The sequence below is a fragment of the Halomonas almeriensis genome (assembly GCF_030409235.1).
GTDB classification, from domain to species: Bacteria; Pseudomonadota; Gammaproteobacteria; order Pseudomonadales; family Halomonadaceae; genus Halomonas; species Halomonas almeriensis.
Genome location: NZ_JAUFPO010000011.1, coordinates 1 through 18672, shown reverse-complemented (window position 1 = coordinate 18672; position 18672 = coordinate 1). Strand labels below are relative to the sequence as shown.

Genomic DNA, 18672 nt, shown 5'->3' with positions numbered 1-18672 from the left:
ATCATGTCATCGGCTCGAGCAGCCGCTGCCAGACGGCCGTGACGGCGTCGCGATGCGCCTGGAAGTCGGCCTTGTTGCCGCGTGCCGGCTCCCCGGTCAGTGCCGAGCGATGCGCGGCCGTCCGACAGGCCAGGTAGGCCTCGCGCAGCCGCTGGCACTCATCCGCCGGCAGCCGGCCGCTTTCCTCGAGCGTCTCGAGGATGCGCATGTTGTCGCTGTAGGTCAGAAGCTCAGGCGTCTCGTGGCCCATGGCGAGTACCGCGTACTGGCAGAGAAACTCGATATCCACCATGCCGCCCGGGTCGTGCTTCAGATCGAAGCTTTCCGGGCTGCCCTTGCTGCCCAGGTGTTCACGCATGCGCTGGCGCATGGCGATCACTTCGCCCTGCAACGCATCGGCGTCGCGCAGGCCGCCGAGCACATCGCCACGCACCTCGGCAAAGCGCTCGCTGAGCGCCGCATGGCCGGCCACCACTCGCGCCCGCACCAGCGCCTGATGCTCCCAGGTCCAGGCCTCGCGGCGCTGATATTCGGCATAGGCATCGATGCTGGACACCAGTAGACCGGAGTTGCCCGAGGGCCGCAGCCGCATGTCGACCTCATAGAGGCTGCCGGCCGGCGTCACGGCGGTGAGCAGGTGAATGATGCGCTGGCCGAGCCGCGTAAAAAAGACGGCATTGTCGATCGGCCGGGGGCCGTCGGTGCTGCCCTGAGTGGCGCCATCATGCAAAAAGACCAGATCGAGGTCGGAGCCATAACCCAGTTCGATGCCGCCGAGCTTGCCGTAACCAACGATCAGGAACTCCGGCTCTCGGGTCGCCCGGCTGCCATCGCGTCGCTCGGGGAAGCCATGCTTGCGGGTCAGGTGCTTCCAGGCCATGCCCAGCACCGCCTCGAGCACCACCTCGGCGATATAGGTCAGATAGTCGCTAACCTTCATCAGGTGACGCGTGCCGGCGATGTCCGAGGCCGCCACGTGCAACATCTGAGCATGCTTGAAGACCCGCAGCGCCTCCATATGGCCTTCCTCATCGTCCTCGGGCACGCGCCCCAGAGTCTGGCGCAGCTCGTCGGCCAGGCGCGACTTGTCCGCCGGGGTATAGAGTGTATCCGGGGTCAGCAGCTCATCGAGCAGGATCGGGTAGCGAGCCAGTTGCTCGGCGATCCAGGGGCTGGCACTGCACAGCCGCATCAAATGTTCGAGCGCCACCGGGTTCTCGCGCAAAAGAGCGAGATAGGCGGTGCGCCTCAGTACCGACTCGACCAGCGGCAGGACGCGTTCCAGGGCGATATCCGGCGCGTCGCTTTCCGCGGCGGCCTCGAGCAGCAGCGGCATCAGGGCATCGAGACGCTCATAGCCGATACGCTGCATGGCCTTCACCTGACGCGACTGACGCAGCGCCATCAGGCGGCGCAGGCTCGCTCTGGCGTCCGTGAATCCGGCGCTGGAGAGCAGCGCCAAGGCATCCTCCTCGCTTTCCTGCTCGCGCCACAGTACCCGCCACTCCTCGAGGTCGACCCCCTGGGTGGCAAAGGCTGTGTCGGCCTGTTCGCTCTCCACCTCTTCCTCGGGATCGGCGATCACCGCATCGAAGTGTTGACGCACTCGAGCGCGCACCTCGTCGAGGCGCGCCATCACCGCCGGCCAGCCCTCCATGTCGAGGCCCAGGGCCACGCGCTCGCGCTCCAGCTCACCCTCGGGCAGCGTCTGTGTCTGGCGATCATCGAGCGCCTGCAGAACATGCTCCAGGTCGCGCAGGAAGGCATAGTCCGGGACCAGCTCATCGACCACCTCACGGGGCAACAGGCCCAGGTCGGGCAGGCGCTGGAGCGCACGATACAGAGAGGTCACCTGCAGCTCGGTATCGCGGCCGCCGCGGATCAACTGAAAGGCCTGGACCACGAACTCGACCTCGCGAATCCCGCCCTGACCGAGCTTGATGTTGCCTTCCATGCCGCGACGCTTGACCTCGCGATTGATCATCGACTTGAGTTCGCGCAGGGATTCGATGGCCCCGAAGTCCAGGTACTTGCGATAGACGAAGGGCTTGAGACTCGCCAGCAGCTCGTCGCCGGCATCCCGGTCGCCGGCGACCGGGCGCGCCTTGAGCATGGCATAGCGCTCCCACTCGCGGCCCTGGTCCTGATAGTAACCGGCCAGCGAAGCGAAGCTGCCGACCAGCGGGCCACCATCCCCCAGCGGGCGCAGCCGCATGTCGACCCGAAAGGCGAAACCATCGGCGGTCACTGCATCCAGGGCGGCAATCAGCTTCTGGCCGATCTTGGTGAAGTATTCCTGGTGCTCGAGGGGCTTGCGCCCTCCTTCGGTCTCGCCCTTCTCGGGAAAGGCGAAGATCAGGTCGATATCGGACGACAGGTTGAGTTCGCCGGCACCCAGCTTGCCCATGCCCAGCACCACCAGGCGTTGCTCGCTGCCGTCCGCGCGCGGCGCCGGATGCCCCCAGCGGGCCGCGAAGTGCTGCTCGAGCCAGCTCAGGGCGGCGTCCAGACAGACCTCGGCGAGCGCCGAGACCGCTCCACTGGTCCGCCACATATCGATGCCCTCGGGGCGCGTCAGGTCCCGCCAGATGATGCCCAGCATACGAGCCTGACGAAAACGGCGAATCACGGCATGCATGGCCGCTTCGTCGCTCACATCCTCCAGACGCTCGGCCATCGCCTCGCGCCAGTCAGCCGCGCCGGGAGTCACATCGAGCTCGCCATCTGCGTCCAGATGGGCCAGCCATTGGGGATGACGCACTAGGGTTTCCACGGCAAAGTTCGATACCGCCAGCACCCGCGCCAACTGTTCGCGGCGTGACTCGGAAAGCGCCAGCCAGCTCTCGCTGGGCCGGTCCTGCTGTTGCATCTCGGCCAGGTTGTCGGCCTGCTCCAGCGAGGCGGTCAGACGCTCCCAGGACTGCTGCAGTGCCGTGGCAACGGGCTCGGGAATGGCGTGCAGCGGCAGAAAGGTGTAGGACAGGGCCATGGGCGCCTCGTCATCGGGTTGCGAATGCCCTCAGCATAACCAAGCCGACACCCCCGACACTAGGCGGATTTCCTGGAGCCCGGCATCAACCGACGAAGCGGCTCCACGCCAACAGTCCCCAGGTCATGCCGGCCAACACCAGCGCCAGCATCACCGCCGCCGAGCCGATGTCCTTGGCACGCCCGGACAGCTTGTGGTGCTCCGGGCCGATACGATCCACCACACTTTCCACCGCCGTGTTGAGCAGCTCGACGATCAGCACCATCAGGCAACTGCCGACCAGCAGGGTCCATTCCACCGGTGAGGTCGCGACCCACCAGGCCAGCGGAATCAGGATCACGCACAGAACCACCTCCTGGCGAAACGCGGCCTCGTAACGGTAGGCCGCCTTGACGCCCTTGAAGGAATAACGGGTGGAGTTCATGAGATGGCGCAGGCCGGTATATCCGGGTTTCATGATCGGCTTCCTGATGGGTGACGAACTAGTGAGTCTCGATAAGCGACGTCAGGTCCTCGGCAAGGCGCTCCAGCACCATCGTCCAGTTGAGGTAGGGCGTCGAATCGGTGCCATTGACCAGTACCGTGAACGCGCCCCAGCGATTCGAGCGGGTGCGGAAGTAGCCGGTCACTGCCCGCACGCGGACCGGCTCGTTGAGGGTGCCTGTCTTGAGCATCACGCGGTTCTGGAAGGTCGCCGGGCCCTTGCGTATGAAACGCATGACCCCGTTACTCGGTGATTGCAGTGCGGCGACGAAACTGGGAAACAGCGCCGGTTGCTCGAACATGTGGGCCAGCAGGGTGTTGGCGCCGCTTGCGCTGGTGCGATTGTCCGTTGTCAGGCCACTGCCGCTGCGCAGGGTCAAAGGCCCATGGCCCTCGATACCGCTGGCGAAGGCCTGAATGACCGCGCCGCCCGCTGCCAGGTCGGGCCGGGCACCATTGGCCAGGTTGAGCGCCAGCACATCGGCCATGAAGTTATTGGAGTAATTGAGCGTGCGCAGCAGGACTTCCTGCAATGGCTCACCATCCACGGCCGCCAGCTGTTGCGCCGAAGCCGGAGGCTGGGTGGTGCTGGTGACGGCCTCTCCGCGCACCTGAATGCCGGCGCGCTCCAACATTGCCAGCAGCAGATCGGCGGTCTGGCCGGCCGGGTCGGCGCTGGCCCGATACAGGTCCCGCGGGTAGGCGTTGATGGAAATCTGACCGCTGACCTGCATCACATCCCCGGCCTGCTGGGTCACGCGAGTCGCCGACAGACGGGTGCCGCTGTCGGCGGGTTGGGTCTCCACTTGATTGTCGAAGCCCGGCAGCGGCACCTTGCTGTCACAGCTGGTGAGCACCGCCGGCTTACCGGCCGAGGCGGCGGGCGCCACATTCACGCACCAACTGCCGAAGTTGACGCCGGCCGAGGAGAGCAGTGCGCTGTAGGCATTACTGGAGCGGCGGCGCGTCCGGCAACGGTCGGTGGTAATGCACTCCACCGGCCCGAAGCGCCACTGGCTGACCACCAGGCGCCCGGCCACCTCGCGCACTCCGGCCTGATGAAGGCGTTGCACCAGGCGCCAAAGATCCTCGCTGGTCAACGCCGGATCGCCGCCACCGTCGAGGATCAGGTCGCCGGCCAGCACGCCATCGGCACCGGGTGCGGCCGTGCTGACCAGGCGCGTAGTGAAGCGATGCTGGGGGCCCAGGCGGTCCAGCGCAGCGGCCGCGGTGTAGACCTTGGTGACCGAGGCCGGCGAAAGCGAGCGCGTCGGCGAGATGCTGGCTAGGCTTGTGGCCGGCTGCTCGCCGGAAGCCAGCAGGCGCGCTTCGGCACTGATGCGAAAGCCATCCTCGGCCAGTGTGCCCAATTGGGGAAATCCCGCCCCCAGGGCCGTCAGGGGAAGCAGTGCAACGATCAACAGGCTACGGCTCAACAGGCGGTGAAACATCATGGCATCCGTGCAATGTGAATCGGGTAACGGCTCGAGCCCCAGACATGAAGGCAGTCTACCCGGCCGAGGCATGGGTTTCGACCCGGAGCCTGTCGGCCTCAGTGGGCCGTGGTCGAGGAAAACACCTGGATGACAACGACACCGCCGATGATCAGGGCAATGCCCAGCACCGCCGGCAGGTCGGGGCGCTCGCCATAGACAAGCATGCCGACCAGGGTCACCAGCACGATGCCGAGCCCGGCCCAGAAAGCATAAGCAATGCCCACCGGCAGCGTACGAAAGACCAGGGTCAGCAGGTAGAAGGCCGTCACATAGCCGACCACCACCACTACACTGGGCCAGAAGCGCGAAAACTCATCGGAGGCCTTGAGGGCCGAGGTGGCCACTACCTCGGCGATGATCGCCAACGCCAGATATACATAGCTCATTGCCCTTTTCCTCTTGCCAGTCGTTGACGCATGATCCAATCGAACAGCGTGTTGAAGATCATGGCGTAGATCAGAAAAAACACCATGAAGCCGAAATCCAGCCAGAAGGCTTCCACGAGCCCGATGCTCAGCCACCAGGCCACCACCGGTAGCGTCATGGTCAGCAGGCCGAGCTCGAAGCCGCCGGCCTGGGCCGCGCGCTGCATCAAGCTGCGGCGGCGGGTGGGCACCCAGATATCGAACAGTCGGTTCCACACCAGGTTCCACAGCATTGCCGCCGTGGCCAGGCCGAGCGCCAGCAGGCCGATCTTGCCCATGCCATGCCCGGTCAGCCAACTGGCCAGCGGCGTGACCATGATCAACCCGCCCGTCTCGAAGAGCAGCGTATGTGTAACCCTTTCCTGCCAGGAACGCATAATGACCTCGCCGTGATATTGGCCTGACCAGAGACAGCGTCTCGACTCGCGTTACTATAACGTCTACTTCATGGCTGAGCTGGCCTCCCGCGGCCTGGGCTGGGCCCTGGTACCTCGGCAAATTGCCCGGTACCCGCCGTTTCGCGAAGACCTGACCCGTCTGGCCGACGAGAGCCTGAGCACCCCACCGGTGATCGAGGTCGAGACAGTGCGGCGGCGCAACAACGTCAGTAGTCCCATCGCCCAATGGCTGCAGCGCACCCTGGGCGAGCGCTTCCGCAACCACCGCCTGCGCTGAACCGGTCTCAGCCGGGCAACAGCTCAGGGCGATGCGGTAGCTCGGCGACCAGCCGCCAGAGGGTCTGGCCGCTGCGCCGATACTTGTCCTCGAAGGGCGTGAGCGGCGTATCGCCGGGCTCGAAGGCCTCGACCGCGGCCTGGATGCCGGTCGCCTGATGCAGCGCCAGGGCGAACTCCTCGACATACAGCGCCCAGTTGGAGCGCAGCTCGAGCCGCCCGCCCAGGGCCGGAATCACCGGGAAGACCGGATGGCCGTGCCAGCGCATCTTAAGATGGACCGACTTGGGGTAGGGGTTGGGATACAGCAGATAATGCTGTCGGGGCTGCCAGCCGGCGGTCAGCGCCAGTCGCCAGAAGTCCACCAGATCGGCCCGCAGCAGCAGGGCGTTGTCCGGTGGCTCACCATGAGCCCGCGACAGCCGGTCCCCGCTGCGATCCACGCCGATCACCGCGCAGTCCGGGAGGGCATCGGCCAGGCGCCGTGTCGATAGACCCACGCCGCAACCGGCATCCAGCACCAGGGGCTGGCCGGCGCGCTGGCGGCGCCAGTGTTCGGCCCGGGCAAAGGCCTCGCGGGTATGGTCGGCCACCGGCTTGCGCCAGGCATGCTGAAGCGCACGCTCGACACGCCGTGCCAGATCCTGGTGGGGGCCTGGCTGATGGGAAACAATGGCACGAGAAAGTCCGGTCATGAGCAATAAGAGCCGTTGGCAAGCGATGCCTCATATCCTACCAGCCGTTGGCGAACCGGCGCAGCGCCCGGCATGACGCCATGGCAGGCTCAGTGCTATGATCAACGCCTTGTCTTCAGACGAATATGCCCTGTTTTTTCACTTCAACGAGGACCCCGGCTTGTCACACTTACCGGTGATCGTGGGCATGGGCGGCGTGAATCCCGCCGGCCGTACCTCGGGCCATCAGGCGTTTCGCCGTACCGTGCTCGACGCCCTGCCCGATGAGGACCAGGCCCGCACTCTGCTGGGCCTGGCGGCCATGATGCGCCTGGCCAGCGGCCAGGCCGACGACGCCTGGCAGGATGCCGCAGGCCATCCCATCGACGCCGCCACGCTCGTCGAACAGACGCGCCAGCAGGTACTGGACCATACCCTGGTTCGACGCATCGAAGACCCGCAGTTCAATGACGCCGGCCTGCCGGCCAATCGCCGCGCCACCCTGGCGCTGGACCGTCCGCTGACCTTTCAGGTCCGTCGCCGCCAGTTGCCGACCGACCTCTCGCCCGACTGGCAGGTTAGCGACATCGACCGCCGCCACGTCGAAGTGACGGTACCCGCCGGCGAGATGGAGGTCCTGCTGCCCGAGACACGCCCGGCCCAGGTCAGGGCCGCCGGCCAGCTGCCTAGCGGCTTCGAGCCGAGCCGTTTCTATCGCAGCGTTCACCACCCGCGCGGCCTGTCCATGGCCATCTTCGCCGCCAGCGACTGCCTGGACGACAGCGGCCTAGGGTGGGATGAGCTGCGCGACCGCCTGGACCCCGATCAGATCGCCGTCTATGCCGGCAACTCCATCGGCCAGCTCGATGAAGACGGCTGGGGCGGTCTGCTCAAGAGCTTCGTGGCCGGCAAGCGCACTACCTCCAAGCAGATGCCGCTGGGCTACGGCCAGATGCCTGCCGACTTCCTCAACGCCTATGTACTGGGCAGCGTCGGCGGCACCGGCGCCGCCCTGGGGGCCTGTGCCAGCTTCCTCTACAACCTGCGCCTGGGCGTGGAGGACATTCGTGCCGGACGGCGTAGCGTGGTCATGGTCGGCACCTCGGATGCCCCGATCACCCCCGAGATCGTCGAGGGCTTTCGCGCCATGGGCGCGCTGGCGGATGACGACAGCCTGAAGGCACTGGATGCCCTGGAGCTGCTGACCGACGCCGACTATCAGCGCGCCTGCCGGCCCTTCGCGCGCAACTGTGGCTTCACCATGGGTGAGTCCAGCCAGTTCCTGCTGCTGATGGACGACAGCCTGGCTCTGGAAGTCGGCGCCGAGCTGCGCGGCAGCGTGCCCGAGGTCTTTGTCAATGCCGACGGCTGGAAGCGCTCAATCTCGGCGCCGGGTATCGGCAACTACATTACGCTCGGCAAGGCGGCCTCACTGGTGCGCGACATGCTCGGCGCCGATGCCCTGCGGCATCGCACCTTCCTGCATGCCCACGGCACCAGCACACCCAAGAACCGCACCACCGAATCCCATGTCTTCGATCGCGTCGCCCGGGCGCATGGCATCGAGGACTGGCCGGTCACCGCCATCAAAGCCTTCGTCGGCCACTCCCAGGGCGGCGCCGCCGGCGACCAGCTGGCCAGCGCCTTGGGCAGCTTCGCTCATGGCCTGCTGCCCGGCATTGCCACCCTGGATGCCGTCGCCGAGGACGTTAATACCGAACGGCTGCGTTTCTTCCGCGACCCGATGGCCTTCGACGCCGATGCGTCCTTCATCAACGCCAAGGGCTTCGGCGGCAACAACGCCACCGGCGTGGTGCTCTCGCCCCGGGTGACCGAGCGCCTGCTGGCCGCGCGTCATGGCCAGGCCGCGATCGACGCCTGGAAGAGCCGCCGCGAGACCACGCGAAAGGCCGCCAACGCCTATCAGCAGGCAGCCGATCGTGGCCATTTCGCCCCGCGCTACCGATTCGGCGAGGGTGTCCTGGAAGGCCCCGAACTGGACGTGGGTGCCGACGCCATCGAGATTCCGGGCTATGCCCAGCCGGTCTCGCTGGCCGTGGACAACCCCTTCGGTCGCCTCGATGACGGAGAGGACTCATGAGCACTGCCGTTTACCCCGGCACCTTCGACCCCATCACCAATGGCCACTACGACCTGATCGAGCGCGCCGCGCGGCTGTTCGGTCACGTTGTGGTGGCCATCGCCACCAACCCCGGCAAGGCCCCGGCACTGGACATCGACGCACGCATCGCCCTGGCACGCCGGGTGGTGGCCCAGCACGACAATGTCGAGGTCGTGGGGTTTTCGGGCCTGCTTACCGAGTTCATGCGCCAGCGCCAGGCCCGCATCCTGCTGCGCGGCCTGCGCGCTGTCTCGGATTTCGAGTACGAGCTGCAGCTGGCCAACATGAACCGCGCCCAGATGCCGGACCTGGAGACCGTCTTCCTGACCCCGGAAGTCGAGAACTCCTATATTTCCTCGACGCTGGTGCGCGAAATCTCGCGCCTGGGCGGCGACGTGTCGCAACACGTCCATCCCGAGGTCGCCGAGGCGCTCAGGAATCGCTACAATAGCTGACTATTGCACTGGGTCTTTTGGCCCGTGCCCCTGCTCCCGCGAGCAGCCTGTTTCGATCCACGCCGCGCCCCGGCGCGTCGCCCGCGAGGTAAACCATGGCTCTGATGATCACCGATGAGTGCATCAACTGCGATGTCTGCGAACCCGAGTGCCCCAATGACGCCATCTCCCCCGGCGAGGAGATCTACGTCATCGACCCAGAGCGCTGCACCGAGTGCGTCGGCCACTTCGACGAGCCCCAGTGCCAGCAGGTGTGCCCGGTCGACTGCATCCCCCTCGACCCGGAACGCGAGGAATCCCGTGACGCCCTGATGGAAAAGTATCAGCGCATCACGGCGGCGTGAGGGCCAGAGGCCACCCGACACCCTGAAGGCGATCCGCCCGAGGCGTTTCATCAACGCCTCAGAGACCCCTTTTTGTCCCCCCGACGCTCCTTGAGGGCGGCGAGACCGTGAACGGCCTGCCGGACGCCAATCCCGACAAGCCGGAAGACGCCCAGTAGGGCCACCGGCGGCACTCGCTGCTACCTCTGCGGCTCTGGCTGATGGCGAGGGAAGCGTCTTGCTCGAACAGCTCATCTCCCCCATCCTGAGCGGCTCGCTGAACATCCGGAGCCGTCGTGTCATCTGCCGAGTTCTCCCAGGGCCGCGTCTGGACGCTGGCCTGGCCCATCATCCTGTCCAATATCACCGTGCCGCTGCTCGGCCTGGTAGATACCGCCGTGGTCGGCCATCTGTCGGATTCCCGTTATCTGGCGGCGGTGACCCTGGGCGCCACCCTGTTCGGCTTTCTCTACTGGGGCTTCGGCTTCCTGCGCATGGGAACCACCGGCCTGACCTCCCAGGCCGCAGGGCGCGGCGACGACGAGGGGGTACGCAACCTGCTCGGCCAGTCGCTGCTGCTGGCCATGGGCATCGGAGTCACCCTGATTCTGGCCGGTCGACCGCTGGCCGAGCTGGGCCTGTGGTTGCTGGATGGCAGTGAGCAGGCCACGGCACTGGCGCGTGAATATGCCTCGATTCGCCTCTGGTCGGCGCCCGCCGTGCTGGCCAACTATGCCATCCTCGGCTGGTTTCTCGGCCAGCAGAACTCCCGGGTGACGCTGGTCATTATGGTGCTGACCAATGCCGTGAATATCTTGCTCGACCTGTGGTTCGTGGTCGGCCTGAGCATGACCAGTGATGGCGTGGCCTGGGCCACGGTCATCGCCGACTACAGCGCCTTGAGCGTCGGGCTCTGGCTGGTCAGCCGACAGTTGCAACAGCTCGGCGGGCGCTTCCGGCGCTCTCAACTGCTCAGGGTGGCGGCCTACCGCGAACTCTTCCGGGTCAACGCCAACCTCTTCGTGCGCACCCTGGGCCTGCTGTTCGCCATGGCCTTCTTCACCTCCCGGGGTGCGGCCCAGGGCGATACCGTGCTGGCCGCCAATGCCGTCCTGCTGCAGTTCATCATGCTCACCTCCTATGGACTGGACGGCTTCGCCCACGCCGCCGAAGCCTTAACCGGCCATGCCGTGGGACGACAGCGCTGGCAGGTATTCGCCCGGGCGGTACGCAGCGCGGCGGGCTTCTCCCTGCTCACTGCGGGCATCGCCGCCCTGGCCTTCGCCATCGGCGGCCACTGGCTGATCGCCCTGTTGACCGGTCTGCCGGAGGTTCGGGACAGTGCCGCCACCTACCTGCCCTGGGTGGTCGTGATGCCGTTAATCGCCGTTTGGAGCTACCTGCTGGATGGCGTCTTCATCGGCGCCACGGCCATCCGCGAGATGCGCAACAGCATCTTCATCGGCCTGGCCGTCTATCTGCCGATATGGTGGTTGACCCAGCCCTGGGGCAATCACGGCCTGTGGCTGGCCTTCACGCTCTTTACCGCGACCCGCTCGGGCGTGCTGATCGCCTATTATCGCCACCACCGTCGTCATCACTGGCGCGACGACCCGGCAGCGGAGCACGCCGACTGAGCCCGTATTGAACTATAGTGGCTTTGACAACATCGCGGCCGTGGCGCAAGTTGGCAAGACAACTTGCTGATTCGACGACGTTTTTTGGCACCTTCTCCAACATCCGCCACGAGGTCCTGCCCCCATGCTCAAGTCCCTGTCGCGCCCGGCCGTCAAGCTCGTCGAGCGCTACCTGCCCGATCCTTACATTTTCGTCCTGCTGCTGACGATCATTGCGGCGGCCGCCGCCATCGCCGTGGAGCGCCAGACGCCACTGGCGGTGCTGCGCTTCTGGGGTGACGGCTTCTGGAACCTGCTGTCGTTCTCGATGCAGATGCTGCTTGTGCTGGTCACCGGTTTCATGCTCGCCAACTCCCCGCCCGTCAAACGCATGCTGCAGCGCCTGGCCGGGTTTGCTAACAACGCCGGTGCCGCCATCATCCTGGTGACCCTGGTGTCGCTGGCCGCCAGCTGGATCAACTGGGGCTTCGGCCTGGTGGTCGGTGCCCTGTTCGCCAAGGAACTGGCCCGGCAGATTCGCGTCGACTATCGCCTGCTGGTGGCCAGCGCCTACTCGGGCTTCATCGTCTGGCACGGCGGCCTGGCGGGCTCGGTGCCACTGACCATCGCCACCGACGGCCACTTCGCCATCGAACAGATCGGGGTGATCGGCACCGGCGATACCGTCTTCTCGCTGTTCAACATGGGCATCGTGGTCATGCTGTTCATCGCCATGCCGCTGATCAACCGCATGATGCTGCCCGACGAACGCGACAGCGTGTACATCGACCCCGGCCTGCTGGAAGAGGAAGAGACCCAGCGCGTGCGCATCAAGCGCCCCGCCGAGCGGCTCGAGAACAGCATGACCCTGGCCTGGCTGGTAGGCATCCCGGGGCTGCTGTTCCTGCTCGATCACTTCATCCTGCGCGGTGGCGGGCTCAACCTCAACGTGGTCAACTTCCTCTTCCTGTTTCTGGCCATCGTGCTGCACCGCACGCCGCGCAGCCTGCTGGAGAGTCTCCACGAGGCCATAAAGGGCGGCGCAGGGATCGTCATCCAGTTTCCCTTTTACGCCGGCATCATGGCCATCATGGTGCAATCCGGCCTGGCCGAGACGTTATCCGGCGCCCTGATCTCGCTGGCCAGCGAGGCCACGCTACCCTTCTGGACCTTCATCAGCGCCGGCATCGTCAACATCTTCGTGCCCTCCGGCGGCGGCCAGTGGGCCGTGCAGGCACCGGTCATGCTGCCGGCCGCCGAAGCCCTCGGCGTGGACGTGCCGCGGATCGCCATGGCCGTGGCCTGGGGCGACGCCTGGACCAACCTGCTGCAACCCTTCTGGGCGCTGCCGGTGCTCGGCATCGCCGGCCTCAAGGCCAAGGACATCATGGGCTTCTGCCTCATCCAGCTACTGCTGACCGGGGTGATCATCGCCGCCGGGCTGACCTGGCTGTAACGCCGAAGCATCAATGGGCAAACCTTCGCCCGCGTCCGCTCCCCTTCAACGGGGGCGGGCGTTATGCTGCAGGTAAATTCCGAGAGGCGATGCACCATGACCGAACATGTGCTGCCCGGCCAGCACGAGCTAACCATGACCGTCCTGATGACGCCCGATATGGCCAACTTCAGCGGCAAGGTCCACGGCGGGTCCATCCTGAAGAAGCTCGATGAGGTCGCCTACGCCTGTGCCAGTCGGTACTCGGGCCATTATGTGGTGACACTGTCGGTCGACCAGGTGCGCTTCAAGCAGCCCATTCATGTTGGAGAGCTGGTGACCTTCCTGGCCAGCATCAACCATGTAGGCAGTTCCTCCATGGAGGTCGGCATCAAGGTGGTGGCCGAGGACATTCAGGACAAGGTGATTCGCCATACCAACAGCTGTTATCTGACCATGGTGGCGGTTGATTCGAACGGCAAACCGGCCAGCGTGCCGCCGCTGGCACTGCAAACCGACAAGCAGCGCCTGCGTCATGAAAAGGCCGCATTGCGCAAGAAACGGCGCAAGCAGGCGGAAGAGGAAGAGCGTCAGGCCAGGGCCGAGCACAGCGAAAATATCTGATCCCGCCGCGTCCCGATCACGGTCCGGGAGTCACGCCGTGATCTCGGCCAGGGGAACGTCAGGAGGTGGTTTCCTGGATAGCTTCACCGCCTTCTTCGACGTCCTGTCCGACACCTCGGACCGTATTGCAGCCTGCCAGCAGGGATACAGTAAAAAGTGCAACCATCACCAGGGAAAGTGTTCGTTTCATTGGACGCTCCTTGTTCAGGAAAGGTTGAGTAGTACTAAACGTCTCATTCTAAGCCACCTGCAAGATACCACATGTTTAATTTAGCATAACCCACACCAGCGCGCCCATGAACCAGAAGGAGGCCTGCACATGCCGGAGTTCAAGCTCGATAACCGCCTGGCCCGGGACGGTCACTACATCACCGACCTGCCCCTCTGTCAGTTACGCCTGATGGACGATGCGCGTTTCCCCTGGCTGGTGCTGATTCCGCGCCGCCACGGCGTCAGTGAGGTCACCGAGCTGAGCGGGCGCGATCAGCGTCAGCTGTGGCAGGAAGCCACGCAGGCCGGCGAGCTGCTCAAGCGCTGCGTGCCGGGCGACAAGCTCAACATCGCCACCCTGGGCAATGTGGTCGCGCAATTGCACCTGCATGTCATCCTGCGTCGCCGGGATGACGCGGCCTGGCCGGCGCCCGTCTGGGGGCATGGCGAGGCCGAGCCCTATACCAGCGTCCAGCAGGCCGACCTCGGCGCCCGGCTGCGCAACGCCGCAGAGTCCATGGAGTGGGCGGTCTGACGCGGAACCACCTTGAGGAAATGGCCGCTACCCAGCTTCGAGACGCGAGCGCAGCGTCATCAGCCAGGGCTCCAGCAGGCCCGGTGGCAGGGGACGCCCCTGCTGGCGGGCGATCATCTCGATGCGACTGCCACGCTCGGTGGGCTCGACCCTGAGCCGTAGTGCATAGCCGGGCCAGCGGGCCAACACGGCCTCGACCCTGCCCAGGTCGCTATCGGCATGCCGCACCACATAGCCCTGCTCCAGCAAAAGCTGTATGGAAACATTCAGCACTTCGCTCACCGAGCCGGTCAGGCGGCCCGCGAGCGGCTCGGCGGGTGACGTGGCACGAGAACTGGCGCAGCCGCTCAACAGAGCGAGCAGCACGACCGCCGACAGCCCCCGCATGCATCGACGCCGGCTCATGGTGTCACCTCCCGGGATACCAAAGTATCACGGAACATCTGACAGAAGCCTTCATCACTGGCGGTTCGCGATTGCACCTGCCGGCCCCGCCAGTCATGGAGCCGGATGTCCCGGGACAGGGTGACCTGTCGCTCGCCGACCTGGACCGACACCCGCTCAATACGTGTCGCTTCATCATGGCCCCCACCGCCGCCGAAGCCGATGCCGAACCCGATGCCAGAGGAAAGGTGACCACCGCTGCCGCCAAAGAGAAAGCCGCCGAGTCGTGGCCGGGGTGGCATGGCATTCGGGTAGAAGGTTCGCTGCGCGCGCTCGGCACTGACCAGGCCGATATCGGTATCCGTATCGCGCACCAGAAAGCCGCGGCGTTCCAACGCCCCGACCACCTGCACCAGCCCGGTCTGCTCCGTGACTGGCCACTGGCAGACCGCGGCCGGCAACGGCTCGGCTTCCGGCATGCGGTTGGGCGTCGTCTGACAGCCCGCCAGCATCAGGCACCCGATCACGCCCAGGACTTTCCCGTATCCACCCATCATGGGGCTGCACTCCTTGGAGTCTTCTGTCAGTCTAGCAGGCAACCTGCCTCGCTACCTTGAAGCCCCGCCCTGTCGCCCGCATGTAACATGTGAAGCCCATAGTGTTAATGAAAGGAGTTCGTTTCACACTTCACTTCATTGCGCCTATAATCGATAGCACCAATTCAAGGAGGTACTGCATGAGCGATACCAACAGCATCGGCCTGCATTCAGGCAGCGCCAGCGACCTGGCCGAACGTCTCAACGCCCTGCTGGCCAACTACCAAATCTTCTACATGAACGTGCGTGGCTATCACTGGAATGTGAAGGGTGACAACTTCTTCGAGCTGCACACCAAGTTCGAGGAGTATTACACCGACCTTCTGGCCAAGATCGACGAGGTTGCCGAGCGTATCTTGACCCTCGGCCACAAGCCGGTTCACGCCTACAGTGACTACTTCAAGCTCTCGCAGATCGAGGAGCAGAAGGATGTGCATGATGGCCAGGCCTGCGTGCGGGGCGTCGTTCAGGGATATCAGACGCTGATCGACCTGCAGCGCGAGATCCTGTCGCTGGCCTCCGATGCCGATGACGAAGGCACGGCCTCCCAGGTGGGCGATTACATCCGCGAGCAGGAGAAGACGATCTGGATGCTGAACGCCTATCTCGGCTGAGGAAGCACTGATTTATTGTTGCGCGCGACGACCCACATGGAGGTGGGAAGTGCGTTGGTTCGTCGGGAACGAACCTAGCCATCCTGACCGCCGGCGGTACTCATAATCCTCATTTACTATCAGTAAACTGCGGTTATTCCGTTCCGGCGGCGGGCAACCTATCGTCGCTCACGACATAAATCAGCACTTCCTGTATTCCAAAGGTTCAGGGAACACAGTTCCTCTAGATCCGGTATCTACCATCACCGATCCTGATCATCGTCACCGCCTTCCGGGGCGGCGTCGTTGTGTTCGACATCCCCCGGGGAATCCGTTTCCTCGGCGGCACGCACCAGGGCGTCGGGCAGCGGCTTTTTCATGCGCACACCGAGGCGCTCGAGCTCGCGGGCCTGGGGCGCGTCCTTCCACTGTAACCCATTCTTCTTGATGTAGATTATCCCGCTCAGCACTCGCCGGTCATCCACCCGCGGCTTGCCTCGGGACTTCGGAAAGAACGGCCGCAGCCGCTCCATCTACTCGTCGGTCAGCCAGAAATGCCCGCTCATCATGCCCCCTCTGTTTGGGAGCTTGAATCACGCAGCCGGTGGAGCCTCAAGCAGGTTTATGGGTCCTGACCCTAGCGTTTTTTCCTCTCCACTCAGTTCGCCACGATAAGTTGCGGCACGCTGTCGTGCTCGCGCTCGGCGTCCCGGTCCAGATTCAGCCGCTTCGGCAGCTTGACCTGCGGGACCAGCAGGAAGATCGGCGCGTTCTTCGCTGCAAACGCTCCCCCGGAGCGTTTGTGGACGCTCGAACCCTGGTTGCGGCCGGTCTTCGCGCGCGAGGGTGAAGCGGGACCGTGGCGCCGCGAAAGCCCGCTGAACGCCTGGCCGCGCTTGTTGATCCGGGCGCGGTCGGCGACGAGCAGGCTCGGGCCGCGGCGACGGTAGACGAAGCGCAGGCGGAGGCCGCGCCGTCGCTCCCATTCGCCGGGCGTGATCTTGGGTTCTTAGACGTTTCATGTGGATTTGGCTTGATCCAGCAGGCGCCCCACGGGGCTCCCAATCAGGTAGATCATGGCGATGAAGTTGGCCTCGTTCCGGTAGCCACGTGCGCGTGAACTAGCCGCCTGGAAGAGCCCGTTCATGATTTCCAGGCGCGCGTTGGTCAGTCCCGATATCCAGCGCCTCACGACCTGCTCGGCATGCCGCTCAAGCGTGGTCAGAGCCTTCGCCATGGGCTTGAGCAGTGGCTGGTCGGTGACCGCCTCCCGCATCACCTTGAGATAATTTGTGATGCGCCATCGGGCAGCACGAGGCGTCGCAGCCTTCTGGATCCAGCGCAGCTTTTCCTTGATCACCCAGGCATCGGCAGTGGCGCCTCGATCGGCCACTAGCTCTTGCAGGGCGGCCAGTTGCTTGGCCGTCTGGTTGCCGTTATCCAGATTCTTCAAGACGGCCCAACGAAGGGCTTTGGGGTGACCCTTCTCCCGGCGCTCCTTCTTGCGAACCTCGTCCAGCGCCTTGGTGAAGGTCTGCACGATGTGAAACCAGTCGACCGTCACTTCGGCGTTGAGTAGGTGCTCGGCTACGCCGCTCAGGAAGGCCTGAGACATGTCGCAGACCACCTCGACCACGTTACCCGGGTCGCCGCCATGTTTCGTCAGGAAGGCGCTGAAGGCCTTTATGGCGGCCTTACCATGCCCGGGTACGGCGAAGAGCACCGGCTCCTGCTTGCGCTGCATATCGAGAAACACCGTGACATAGCGCTGACCACGCCGAGATGCGGTCTCATCCACTCCGACGGGCTACGCGGGACAAGTCCAGCTCACCCAGCATGCGGCCGACGTAGTGGTGCACGATGCGCCACAAGCGCTTGTCAGAGACTTCCAGTTGCCGGGAGACGGCCAGCACCGGCATCTCCTTGACCAGTGACATGGCGGCCTGCTCGAACAACAGGGTGAAGTCGCTGCCGGGCCGTGCCCAGGGCACCTCGATGCGCTTGACGCCATGCTCGGGGCACTTGGTCCGAGGCACCCGCGCATGCAGGTAGCAGAGGTGCTGGAAGAAGTTCAGGTGCCGCCAAGTCTTGTCGGCGAAGTCATGAGCCGGGCAGGCCTTGCCGCACTCCGGACAGGGGTAGAGGCTTCCCCGCTCGGCCTCGACATAGAGATCCAGGCGGTGGGGTGACAAGGAGGTATCTAGGTGTTGGTTCTTGAGGATCCAGGGCGCTTCCAGGCCCAGGCCGAGGGTCAGAATCTGGGTGCCGTCCATGCCATGCCTCCTGTCCAAGTGGAGGTCGTATCCTGGCCCAGGTCAGGGAGCGAATTCCACACCCAACGACGAAGAGCCAGTTATTCACCAAGCGGGTAGTCAATCACACGGGACCCGACAGACCCGGCGTCGCGGATGATGGGTGAGGGGCCGGACCCCTCATCCATTTTCTCACTTAACCTTGATAACCCTGCGCGCCAGAACGGCCTGGCTCGACACGTCCAGGAAGCGCAGTTCGTAGACGCCCGCCGTTTCGGGCAGGGTGATCCGCACCGGTGGGCCGTCGCCGGTCTTGAGCGCCTCGATCCAGGTGAAGATCGCCTGGTTGCCGCGCGCCAGCGTGATCCGCTGATCGGCGCTTTCGCTATCCACGCTCCAGCTTACCTCGATCGTTTCGCCCGGCGCCGCCGTTTCCGGCGCGTCGATGCTGGCCCCCTTTTCCAGCGCCGCGTCCTCGGCCAGCACCTCGACCTGCGTGCTTGCCATGGTCGGACGATCGCCCTTGGTGAGAACGTAGCGGACCTCGTAGAGGCCGGTCTCCGCAGGGGCCCGCAGGCTCTTGGTGGCGTCCGACTTGCCGACGCGGAAGTAATCCCGGCGCGTCCCCGCGTCGGCGCCCATGGGCACGATGGTGACGTAGTCGTGGGGATCCACGGTGCCGGTCCAGCTGATATCGACGCTCGCCCCGGCAAGCGCATTGTCAGGGGCGCTGACGGTCACCTCGGGCTCGGTGACCTCGATGGTCTGGCTTGCCATGGTCGGACG

At 65.0% G+C, this 18672-nt stretch carries 20 protein-coding genes and 2 pseudogenes; 9 read left to right on the top strand and 13 right to left on the bottom strand.

Features of this window, described 5'->3' with window-relative positions; all coding sequences use genetic code 11:
* Position 1 precedes the first annotated feature (1 nt).
* The 5 genes from glnE to QWY74_RS10365 all read right to left on the bottom strand — a co-directional run bounded on the left by glnE (position 2) and on the right by QWY74_RS10365 (position 5770).
* Entirely contained in the window at positions 2 to 2989 is a 2988-nt protein-coding gene (glnE, locus tag QWY74_RS10385; protein ID WP_264826458.1) for a bifunctional [glutamate--ammonia ligase]-adenylyl-L-tyrosine phosphorylase/[glutamate--ammonia-ligase] adenylyltransferase, read from the bottom strand.
* An 85-nt stretch (positions 2990 to 3074) separates the two neighbouring features.
* The gene (locus QWY74_RS10380) at positions 3075 to 3446 is read right to left on the bottom strand and encodes a diacylglycerol kinase (protein ID WP_290314266.1); all 372 of its coding nucleotides are present in this window, start codon (positions 3444 to 3446) and stop codon (positions 3075 to 3077) included.
* A gap of 25 nt (positions 3447 to 3471) precedes the next feature.
* Positions 3472 to 4926 (bottom strand): D-alanyl-D-alanine carboxypeptidase/D-alanyl-D-alanine endopeptidase, encoded by a 1455-nt coding sequence (gene dacB / locus QWY74_RS10375; RefSeq protein WP_494337331.1) that lies wholly within the window; start codon positions 4924 to 4926, stop codon positions 3472 to 3474.
* A gap of 98 nt (positions 4927 to 5024) precedes the next feature.
* Positions 5025 to 5354, bottom strand: coding sequence for a DMT family transporter (locus QWY74_RS10370; RefSeq protein WP_264826461.1), 330 nt, complete (start codon positions 5352 to 5354; stop codon positions 5025 to 5027).
* Positions 5351 to 5770, bottom strand: a complete 420-nt coding sequence (locus QWY74_RS10365) for a PACE efflux transporter (RefSeq protein ID WP_264826463.1) — start codon at positions 5768 to 5770, stop codon at positions 5351 to 5353. Before QWY74_RS10365 ends, QWY74_RS10370 begins: the two co-directional genes overlap by 4 nt.
* A 70-nt stretch (positions 5771 to 5840) precedes the next feature.
* On the opposite strand from QWY74_RS10365, the gene QWY74_RS10360 reads away from it, so the two are divergent.
* Positions 5841 to 6068, top strand: a complete 228-nt coding sequence (locus tag QWY74_RS10360) for a hypothetical protein (RefSeq protein WP_264826464.1) — start codon at positions 5841 to 5843, stop codon at positions 6066 to 6068.
* 7 nt (positions 6069 to 6075) lie between these two features.
* Here the strand turns inward: QWY74_RS10360 and trmB are convergent, their stop codons facing one another.
* Positions 6076 to 6762: a tRNA (guanine(46)-N(7))-methyltransferase TrmB gene (trmB, locus tag QWY74_RS10355; RefSeq protein ID WP_264826465.1), complete on the bottom strand. Its 687-nt coding sequence runs from the start codon at positions 6760 to 6762 to the stop codon at positions 6076 to 6078.
* 187 nt (positions 6763 to 6949) lie between these two features.
* On the opposite strand from trmB, the gene QWY74_RS10350 reads away from it, so the two are divergent.
* The 6 genes from QWY74_RS10350 (at position 6950) to QWY74_RS10325 (ending at position 13316) form a co-directional block, all read left to right on the top strand.
* Positions 6950 to 8842, top strand: a complete 1893-nt coding sequence (locus QWY74_RS10350; RefSeq protein WP_264826491.1) for a beta-ketoacyl synthase — start codon at positions 6950 to 6952, stop codon at positions 8840 to 8842.
* Entirely contained in the window at positions 8839 to 9318 is a 480-nt protein-coding gene (coaD, locus tag QWY74_RS10345; RefSeq protein ID WP_264826466.1) for a pantetheine-phosphate adenylyltransferase, read from the top strand. The genes QWY74_RS10350 and coaD overlap by 4 nt, the downstream gene beginning before the upstream one ends.
* A gap of 95 nt (positions 9319 to 9413) precedes the next feature.
* Positions 9414 to 9662: a YfhL family 4Fe-4S dicluster ferredoxin gene (locus QWY74_RS10340; RefSeq protein ID WP_141321402.1), complete on the top strand. Its 249-nt coding sequence runs from the start codon at positions 9414 to 9416 to the stop codon at positions 9660 to 9662.
* A 275-nt stretch (positions 9663 to 9937) separates the two neighbouring features.
* Complete coding sequence (locus QWY74_RS10335; protein ID WP_264826467.1) at positions 9938 to 11278, top strand: MATE family efflux transporter; 1341 nt, start codon at positions 9938 to 9940, stop codon at positions 11276 to 11278.
* Positions 11279 to 11402: 124 nt separating this feature from the next.
* Positions 11403 to 12713 carry a short-chain fatty acid transporter gene (locus tag QWY74_RS10330; protein WP_290314264.1) on the top strand — a complete coding sequence of 437 codons (1311 nt, stop codon included), beginning with the start codon at positions 11403 to 11405 and terminating at the stop codon, positions 12711 to 12713.
* Positions 12714 to 12809: 96 nt separating this feature from the next.
* Positions 12810 to 13316 carry an acyl-CoA thioesterase gene (locus QWY74_RS10325; RefSeq protein ID WP_264826469.1) on the top strand — a complete coding sequence of 169 codons (507 nt, stop codon included), beginning with the start codon at positions 12810 to 12812 and terminating at the stop codon, positions 13314 to 13316.
* Positions 13317 to 13374: 58 nt separating this feature from the next.
* On the opposite strand, the gene QWY74_RS10320 is transcribed toward QWY74_RS10325, so the two are convergent.
* Positions 13375 to 13506 (bottom strand): entericidin A/B family lipoprotein, encoded by a 132-nt coding sequence (locus QWY74_RS10320; RefSeq protein ID WP_264826470.1) that lies wholly within the window; start codon positions 13504 to 13506, stop codon positions 13375 to 13377.
* Between the two features lie 129 nt (positions 13507 to 13635).
* Here QWY74_RS10320 and QWY74_RS10315 point away from each other — a divergent pair, with 129 nt between their 5' ends.
* Entirely contained in the window at positions 13636 to 14061 is a 426-nt protein-coding gene (locus QWY74_RS10315) for an HIT domain-containing protein (RefSeq protein ID WP_264826471.1), read from the top strand.
* A gap of 27 nt (positions 14062 to 14088) precedes the next feature.
* Here the strand turns inward: QWY74_RS10315 and QWY74_RS10310 are convergent, their stop codons facing one another.
* Positions 14089 to 14466: a hypothetical protein gene (locus QWY74_RS10310; RefSeq protein ID WP_264826472.1), complete on the bottom strand. Its 378-nt coding sequence runs from the start codon at positions 14464 to 14466 to the stop codon at positions 14089 to 14091.
* Positions 14463 to 15002, bottom strand: coding sequence for a hypothetical protein (locus tag QWY74_RS10305; RefSeq protein ID WP_290314262.1), 540 nt, complete (start codon positions 15000 to 15002; stop codon positions 14463 to 14465). Before QWY74_RS10305 ends, QWY74_RS10310 begins: the two co-directional genes overlap by 4 nt.
* 179 nt (positions 15003 to 15181) lie before the next feature.
* Here QWY74_RS10305 and QWY74_RS10300 point away from each other — a divergent pair, with 179 nt between their 5' ends.
* Complete coding sequence (locus QWY74_RS10300) at positions 15182 to 15655, top strand: Dps family protein (RefSeq protein WP_264826474.1); 474 nt, start codon at positions 15182 to 15184, stop codon at positions 15653 to 15655.
* A gap of 389 nt (positions 15656 to 16044) precedes the next feature.
* Here the strand turns inward: QWY74_RS10300 and QWY74_RS10295 are convergent.
* From QWY74_RS10295 to QWY74_RS10285, 4 genes and pseudogenes are all read right to left on the bottom strand, one after another.
* Positions 16045 to 16167, bottom strand: a pseudogene (locus QWY74_RS10295) (transposase); the annotation flags it as partial.
* A gap of 125 nt (positions 16168 to 16292) precedes the next feature.
* Positions 16293 to 16634, bottom strand: coding sequence for a DUF6441 family protein (locus QWY74_RS13055; protein WP_353960324.1), 342 nt, complete (start codon positions 16632 to 16634; stop codon positions 16293 to 16295).
* An 18-nt stretch (positions 16635 to 16652) separates the two neighbouring features.
* Positions 16653 to 17907: pseudogene (locus QWY74_RS10290) on the bottom strand (ISL3 family transposase).
* A 171-nt stretch (positions 17908 to 18078) separates the two neighbouring features.
* A partial coding sequence (locus QWY74_RS10285; RefSeq protein ID WP_290314261.1) for a hypothetical protein occupies positions 18079 to 18672 on the bottom strand: 594 nt, incomplete at its 5' end.